This is a genomic window from Streptomyces sp. NPDC002690 (assembly GCF_053592415.1).
This window is the reverse complement of record NZ_JBSFVR010000450.1, coordinates 1-5,268: the sequence shown is the minus strand read 5'-3', so window position 1 is coordinate 5,268 and position 5,268 is coordinate 1. Positions and strand designations below refer to the sequence as shown.

Here is a 5,268-nt window from a genome sequence, read left to right as displayed (position 1 = left end):
TCTCCCCATCAAACCCCGGTATGGCCCGCCCCGGAGACGTCTCCGTGCCGGGCATTCCCGTGTTCCGCGACTCTCAGCCGCCCGTCAGCGCGTTCGTCTTCCACACCACCACGAGCACCAGCAGAGCCAGCAGCACCACGGCGGCCACGCTCTGCGCGAGGCCGTTGCGGAGCTTCGCGGGGGCGAACGCCAGCCCGGACATCACCAGGCCGCCGGTGAGGAGGCCGCCGAGGTGGCCCTGCCAGGAGGTGAAGAAGGCGGAGATCACCATCCAGACCAGGAACCCGGCCATGAAGCGGTTCAGCTGGCCCACGTCGCGGCCCAGCCGCCGGCCGATGACGTAGAGCGCGGCGGCCAGGCCGAAGATCGCCCCGGAGGCGCCCACGGTGTTGCTGTCGGGCGCCAGTACGTACACCAGCACCGAACTGCCTACCGCGGAGATCAGGTACAGCGCGACGTAGCGGACCTTGCCGAGCTGGGTCTCCACGTCCCGGCCGAGGTTCCAGAGCGCCAGCATGTTGAAGACCAGGTGCATCACGCCGATCGACGAGTCCGGCGGCAGGTGCAGGAACGCTCCGGTCAGCAGCCGGTACCACTCGCCGCCTGCCACCCCGGTCAACTCGTAACCGGGCGGCGTCCAGCCGTCGTACACGTACAGAGCGCCGTCGGGGCCGGTGAGCGCCGCCCCGAACATCCCGAACCGGTCCAGGACCTCCGGCTTCACGACCTCCGCGACGTAGGCGAGGACGTTCAGCGCGATGAGCGCGTAGGTGACCAGTGGCTTCGTGCCGGAGGGGACTCCGCCGCCGAAGAGGCTCCGGGCCTGGCGGACTGAGCGGTTGCCCTCGCGTACGCACTCCGGGCACTGGTGGCCCACCGCGGCCTCACGCATGCAGTCCGGGCATATCCGGCGGTCGCAGCGGGTGCAGCGGACATGCGTCTCGAACGACGGATGGCGGTAACAGGTGGGGGTGTCGGCGGGGGTGTCGGCCTCCATGACCGGCTCCTTCACTGGGCGAGGTGGTGCGCGGTGCCGAGGTGACGGCGGCGATCAAGATAGCGAACCTAAAATTCGGACCATATGCCCGGGTGGTGGATGGCAGCCTGGGACCGGCACCGAGGAGGCCAACCCGCTTACAGGACCGGCCCGGACGGGCGGGAACGGCGTGGAGGAACGCGGTGCCCCGCGAGGTGCCTGCATCACCGGATCGGATCGAACGGGATCGGACCGGATCGGAACGGAGAAAGCCATGATCGGATCAGCCCCGGCATCGCCGACCCCCTCGACCTCGCCGGTCGCGGGCCCCGCCCTCTCGCTCGACAAGGTCGAGGCGCGCGCCCCCGGCCTCGTCAGCCTCTACAAGACGGCCGGTGTCTCCCTGCGCAAGCGGGGCATGGACGGCGCCCGGGCGGCGGTCTACCTGGTGCTCGACTACTCGGGCTCGATGAGGGACTACTACAAGGACGGCAGCGTCCAGGCCCTCGCCGACCAGGTCCTCGGGCTGTCGGCCCACCTCGACGACGACGGACGCGTCCCCGTCGTCTTCTTCTCCACCGACATCGACGCCGTCACCGACATCGCGCTCGACAACCACCGGGGCCGCGTCGACGGGATCGTGGCGGGCCTCGGGCACATGGGGAAGACCAGCTACCACCTGGCGATGGACGCCGTCATCGACCACTACCTCGACAGCGGCTCCACCGCCCCCGCCCTCGTCGTCTTCCAGACCGACGGCGGCCCGATCAACAAACTCGCGGCCGAACGCTTCCTCTGCAAGGCGGCCCGGCTCCCGCTGTTCTGGCAGTTCGTCGGCTTCGGCAACACCCGCAGCACCCAGTTCGACTTCCTGCGCAAGCTCGACGAACTCGCCGTCCCCGCCAAGCGCGTGGTCGACAACGCCGGCTACTTCCACGCCGGACCCGACCCGCGCACCGTCCCCGACGACCAGCTCTACGACCGGCTCGTGGCGGAGTTCCCGCTGTGGCTCGCGGCGGCCCGGGAGCGCGGCATCGTGAGGTGAACCCGGGGGAGGGGCGTTCTCAGGGGCGGGTGGGCGGCCGGACGCGCGCCCTCCGCACCCGTTGTGGTGGCCGGCGGGAACACCCGTTGCGGTGACCCGCCGGAAATCCTGACAGGAGATGTCGGGATGAGACGGTTCGATGGCAGGCATGACACCGAACAACCCCGCCGCCGCGACCTCCGCCACCTGGGCCGACTTCCACGCGGCGGAGCCCGCCTTCGCCGCCGTCGTCGAGAAGCGCTTCCGCCTCTACCGCCATCAGGTTCTGGCCACCCTCCGCAGGGACGGGTCGCCCCGGGTCACCGGGCTGGAGGCCGACTTCCGCTTCGGCGAGATGCTGCTCGGCATGATGCCCCACTCCCGCAAGGCCCTCGACCTGTTCCGCGACCCCCGCTTCGCGATCCAGGCGAACCCCGGCCCCGATGCCGACATGGCCGACGGCGACGTACGTGTCGCCGGTCGTGCGATCGAGGTCACCGACCCGGCCCTGCTGGCCCGCTTCATCGAGGAGGCCACACCCCCGGAGCCGTTCCACCTCTTCCGCGTCGACATCACCGAGGTGGTCCACACCGGCATGGACGGCGAGGAACTCGTCGTCCGCTCCTGGCACCCGGGCCGCGCCCTGCGCACGGTCCGCCGGGGGAACGAGGGGCCGGTCGAGGCGGGCTGAGGCCGGGGTCTCACGTCGCGGCCGGACCTCGCGCGCCGAGTCCGGCCGCGCCGCAGGTCCTCGCCCACCTGATTGGCGGCCGGCCCCGCGCCCTCGGCCACCTCGTCGGTGGCGAACATGTCGTCGATCGGACGGGAGCGCCCCGGGGGTGTCGAAGGCGGTGGCCTCCCGGCACGGGCGGTGGAGTACGTCCTCACCGACGACGGTGATCCGGCGCGCCTCGCCCCGTACGGCTTCCGGAACCCGCCGGGGGTACGAGGCGACGGGCACCCCCGGCACGCACACCCCGCCCCGCCCGAGAGAGCTACCGGCACCGGCTCGGGCGCCGGGACGAGGCGCCCGCCTCTTGGCGGAGTGACCCTTCCTTCAGTGCTGTCGTCCACCTCACCCCCGAGGAAGCCGCCGAGGTCGCCGCCTTCGTCACCCGTCTGCCGACCGGATACCGGGAGCGCGACCGCGACCCCGCCGCGCGGCCCGAGGGAGCGCTTCCCGTGGCCGTCGTCACACGGCTCTTCCCGCTGCTGCCGGACGCAGGGCCACACGCTTGACGGCGGGGAGGGGCGGCCGCCCGCGTGGGTCGGCGCCCCGGCGCGACCGCCGCAACACCGCAGGCGGCAGGCGTGCGGGTGACCGGCGGACAAGATTCCGAGATCCGGGGCCTCAAGATCCACCACTCGCCGGGAGGACGTGCTACGGTGTTCCAGTTGCAGTTTTGGTACCCATGAACTTTATGTGCGCCTGACGGGAATGCTTCCTCAGGCGCATTATTGTTTTCCGGCTTTCTCCGGATGGGGCTCAATGCGGCGACTTGGAATTCGTGAAGTGCGGATTCTCGGCACTGCACCTCTTTTAGGAGAATGACATGGCTACTGGAACCGTGAAGTGGTTCAACTCGGAAAAGGGCTTCGGCTTCATCGAGCAGGACGGCGGCGGCGCCGACGTCTTCGCCCACTACTCCAACATCGCCACCTCGGGCTTCCGTGAGCTCCAGGAGGGCCAGAAGGTCTCCTTCGACGTCACGCAGGGCCAGAAGGGCCCGCAGGCGGAGAACATCGTCCCCGCCTAATTCGGCCGGACGCGTACCTCGCAGCCGGGGCTCGCACCTTCACGGTGCGGGCCCCGGTTTGTGCTGTCTCCGGGGCGTCCTGTCGCCGGAGCACCCGCCATGTGCCGCATCCTGGGGCGCACATGAAAGCGGTCCGTAAAGCATGTCGCAGCGACCCAGGAATCCCCCAGGAGGGAATTTCCGTATGACCCGCTTCGAACGCCAGGACCGCCCGGCCGGCAACCGTCAGCCGAGTGGACGGGGCCGCGCCCAGTCCCAGGCCGCCCCCGCCCGCCGGGGAGCCGGCAAGGCTCCCGCGCGCCGTCGCCCCGCCGCTCCGCAGGGCGGCGAGTTCGCCCTGCCGGAGACCCTCACCCCCGCTCTGCCCGCCGTCGAGGCGTTCGCCGAGCTGGACATGCCCGCCGCGCTCCTGAAGACGCTGGCCGCGCAGGGCGTCACCGACCCCTTCCCGATCCAGGGCGCCACCCTGCCGAACTCGCTCGCCGGCCGGGACATCCTCGGCCGCGGCCGTACCGGCTCCGGCAAGACGCTGGCCTTCGGCCTCGCGCTGCTGGCCCGTACCGCCGGACGCCGCAGCGAGCCCCGCGCCCCGCTGGCCCTCGTCCTGGTCCCGACCCGCGAGCTCGCCCAGCAGGTGACCGACGCGCTCACCCCGTACGCCACCTCCGTGAACCTGCGCCTGGCGACCGTGGTCGGCGGGATGTCCCTCACCAAGCAGGCCGCCACGCTCCGGCGCGGCGCCGAGGTGCTCGTCGCCACTCCCGGCCGGCTGAAGGACCTCATCGAGCGCGGCGACTGCCGCCTGGACGAGGTCTCCATCACGGTCCTCGACGAGGCCGACCAGATGGCCGACATGGGCTTCATGCCGCAGGTCACCGCCCTGCTCAAGCAGGTCGAGGCGGACGGCCAGCGAATGCTGTTCTCCGCGACCCTGGACAAGAACATCGACCGGCTGGTCAAGATGTTCCTGACCGACCCGGTCGTGCACTCCGTCGACCCGTCGGCCGGCGCCGTCACCACGATGGAGCACCACGTGCTGCACGTGCTGGACGACACCGACAAGAAGGCCGTCGCCACGAAGATCGCCGCCCGCGAGGGCCGCGTGATCATGTTCGTCGACACCAAGCGTGCCGCCGACCGCTTCGCCAAGCGTCTGCTCGCCGCCGGTGTCCGCGCCGCCGCCCTGCACGGCGGCCGGTCCCAGCCGCAGCGCAACCGCACCCTGGACCAGTTCAAGGACGGCCAGGTCACGGCGCTCGTCGCGACCAACGTGGCGGCCCGCGGCATCCACGTCGACGACCTCGACCTCGTCGTCAACGTGGACCCGCCCACCGACCACAAGGACTACCTCCACCGGGGCGGCCGTACCGCGCGCGCCGGTGAGTCCGGCAGCGTCGTCACGCTGGTGCTGCCCGACCCCCGCGCGCCCGTACCGCGAACACCGCGTGCCACCACGGCGGAACGAACCCCAACCCGCCCCGAACGACGGGCCCTTGCCGAGGCCCTCCCGT

At 71.2% G+C, this 5,268-nt stretch carries 5 protein-coding genes and 1 pseudogene; 4 read left to right on the top strand and 2 right to left on the bottom strand.

Annotated features, from left to right (window positions below):
* Positions 1–73 precede the first annotated feature (73 nt).
* Positions 74–997, bottom strand: a complete 924-nt coding sequence (locus ACWD3D_RS33025; protein ID WP_451464410.1) for a rhomboid family intramembrane serine protease — start codon at positions 995–997, stop codon at positions 74–76.
* 253 nt (positions 998–1,250) lie between these two features.
* Between ACWD3D_RS33025 and ACWD3D_RS33020 the strand changes: the two genes are divergently transcribed.
* On the top strand, positions 1,251–2,021 hold the full coding sequence (locus ACWD3D_RS33020; RefSeq protein ID WP_451464409.1) for a vWA domain-containing protein: 771 nt from the start codon (positions 1,251–1,253) through the stop codon (positions 2,019–2,021).
* 139 nt (positions 2,022–2,160) lie between these two features.
* On the top strand, positions 2,161–2,691 hold the full coding sequence (locus tag ACWD3D_RS33015; protein WP_451464408.1) for a pyridoxamine 5'-phosphate oxidase family protein: 531 nt from the start codon (positions 2,161–2,163) through the stop codon (positions 2,689–2,691).
* A 50-nt stretch (positions 2,692–2,741) separates the two neighbouring features.
* Here the strand turns inward: ACWD3D_RS33015 and ACWD3D_RS33010 are convergent.
* A pseudogene (locus ACWD3D_RS33010) lies at positions 2,742–2,970 on the bottom strand (peptide deformylase); the annotation flags it as partial.
* Between the two features lie 583 nt (positions 2,971–3,553).
* Here ACWD3D_RS33010 and ACWD3D_RS33005 point away from each other — a divergent pair.
* Complete coding sequence (locus ACWD3D_RS33005) at positions 3,554–3,757, top strand: cold-shock protein (protein ID WP_003969786.1); 204 nt, start codon at positions 3,554–3,556, stop codon at positions 3,755–3,757.
* A 184-nt stretch (positions 3,758–3,941) separates the two neighbouring features.
* Positions 3,942–5,268: DEAD/DEAH box helicase (locus tag ACWD3D_RS33000; protein ID WP_451464407.1), on the top strand; the 1,327-nt coding region annotated here is incomplete at its 3' end.

What these genes read in the sequence shown, in the direction of transcription:
- ACWD3D_RS33025 (WP_451464410.1), bottom strand. Translation starts at nt 997, where the DNA reads ATGGAGGCCGACACCCCCGCCGACACCCCCACCTGTTACCGCCATCCG.
- ACWD3D_RS33020 (WP_451464409.1), top strand. Translation starts at nt 1,251, where the DNA reads ATGATCGGATCAGCCCCGGCATCGCCGACCCCCTCGACCTCGCCGGTC.
- ACWD3D_RS33015 (WP_451464408.1), top strand. Translation starts at nt 2,161, where the DNA reads ATGGCAGGCATGACACCGAACAACCCCGCCGCCGCGACCTCCGCCACC.
- ACWD3D_RS33005 (WP_003969786.1), top strand. Translation starts at nt 3,554, where the DNA reads ATGGCTACTGGAACCGTGAAGTGGTTCAACTCGGAAAAGGGCTTCGGC.